The organism is Streptomyces sp. NPDC033845 (assembly GCF_055576225.1).
Genome location: NZ_JBVIRI010000078.1, coordinates 1 through 1,667, shown reverse-complemented (window position 1 = coordinate 1,667; position 1,667 = coordinate 1). Strand labels below are relative to the sequence as shown.

Genomic DNA, 1,667 nt, shown 5'->3' with positions numbered 1-1,667 from the left:
TTAGAAGCCGTATCTCAACCGAACGTGATCGCTTGATTTCTGCTGGTCAGGCATGGTGCGGCTCCGAATGAGGGAGGGATCCGGCGTCTTGTTTCCGCTCCATGAGCACGGGGTGCGCGATGGCGTCGATTCTGGGAATGCTGGAGGAGCGGGAGACAGCGGCCCGTGTGCGGGTGGAAGGGCTTCGCGAGGAAGCCGCCCGCTTGGCTGCGGTGTTGGAGGCTGCCGAGATCGAGCTGGACCGGCGGGTGATCGCGCGGGAGGAGCTGGTCGAGGCCCTGGCCGTGTCCGCCGCCGAGACGACTGCCGTGACCGAGGCGGAGCAGGAAATCGTGCCCCCGCCCCCGCCCCCGCCAGGGCCGGGGTCAATCGTCCCGCCTTGGCGCGAAGGCTTGCCGGTGACGGTGCTGGCGCCGGACTACCAGCGGATCCTGGGCGTGCTGGAGGAGCGGCAGCCGGCGGGCCAGGGACCGCTCAAGGCCAGGGAGATCGCGGTGGGGCTGGGCCTTGGGACGACGTCGGCGAAGGTCGAGGGGGTGCGTTCGAAGGCCAGGCGCCTGGCGGAGCGCGGGTGGCTGGTGCTGGAGGCGTCGGGGGCCTTCAGTGCCGGTCGGCGGTCTGTGGCCGTGCCAGGCGACGGCTCATCCGCGTGACCATCGACCACCGGATCATCGCCTCGCTGCTGGCCGGCAGCGTCTCGTAGTCCCGGGCCAGTCGGCGCGAATGCATCAGCCACGCGAACGTGCGCTCTGCGACCCAGCGCCGGGGCAGCACCACGAATCCGGTCATGTCGTCGGTGCGCTTGACGATCTCCAGGGTCAGGGCGAGTTTGTCCCGGCACCAGTCGACGAGGCCGCCGGTGTAGCCGCCGTCGGCCCAGACAAGGCAGATGTCACGGTGCAGGCGGCGCAGCCGGGTCAGCAGGCCCACGGCGGCGTCCCGGTCGCCGATGTTCGCGGCGGTCACCGCGACGGCCAGGAGCAGGCCAAGGCAGTCGGTCACGATGTGCCGCTTGCGGCCGCCCACCTTCTTCCCGCCGTCGTAGCCGCGTGAGACGGATGGCACCGAGGCCGCGGCCTTCACCGACTGCGCGTCGATGATCCCGGCCGTCGGCTCCGCCCCGCGGCCCTCCCGCTCACGCACCCGTCCGCGCAGCCGGTCGTGGAACTCCGTGATCAGCCCGTGCTCGCGCCAGCGGCGGAAGAAGGCATAGACCCGGCCCCAGTCGGGGAAGTCCGCGGGCATCGCCCGCCAGGAGATCCCGCCCGCGACCAGGTAGCGGATCGCGTCCAGCAGCTGGCGGTGGCAGTAGCCCTCGGGGCGTCCGCCCCGCCCGTTCAGCCAGGCCGGCACCGGCAGCAAAGGCCGCACGGCCGCCCATTCCGCGTCCGTCATGTCGGAGGGATACCGGCGTTCCCGGTCCGGATGGTCGGCCGCGTTGCCGTACACGTGCGCGAGGCAATCACACGATGGAGCAGCCGAGTTGAACTGGACGGGTTCGGACGCGTACAACAGCGACACCAGGGCCTCCCGGCACTGCTCGGTCAGATTCGCATCCCCGAGCTACCGAGAGGCCCTGTCTTTATGCGCGGAAAACGGGAAGATCACCCCGGCGGGAAACCTGTTCGACCCGCACGTTCCATGATCGATTGAGATACGGCTCCTTA

2 protein-coding genes are annotated in these 1,667 nt (G+C 70.1%); one reads left to right on the top strand and one right to left on the bottom strand.

The genetic code is table 11. From position 1 onward, the window contains the following. Positions 1–119 precede the first annotated feature (119 nt). Entirely contained in the window at positions 120–653 is a 534-nt protein-coding gene (locus ACZ50K_RS37880) for a hypothetical protein (protein WP_468912031.1), read from the top strand. Here the strand turns inward: ACZ50K_RS37880 and ACZ50K_RS37875 are convergent. Then, the gene (locus tag ACZ50K_RS37875) at positions 601–1,449 is read right to left on the bottom strand and encodes an IS5 family transposase (protein WP_468912030.1); all 849 of its coding nucleotides are present in this window, start codon (positions 1,447–1,449) and stop codon (positions 601–603) included. The genes ACZ50K_RS37880 and ACZ50K_RS37875 overlap by 53 nt on opposite strands. Positions 1,450–1,667 lie beyond the last annotated feature (218 nt).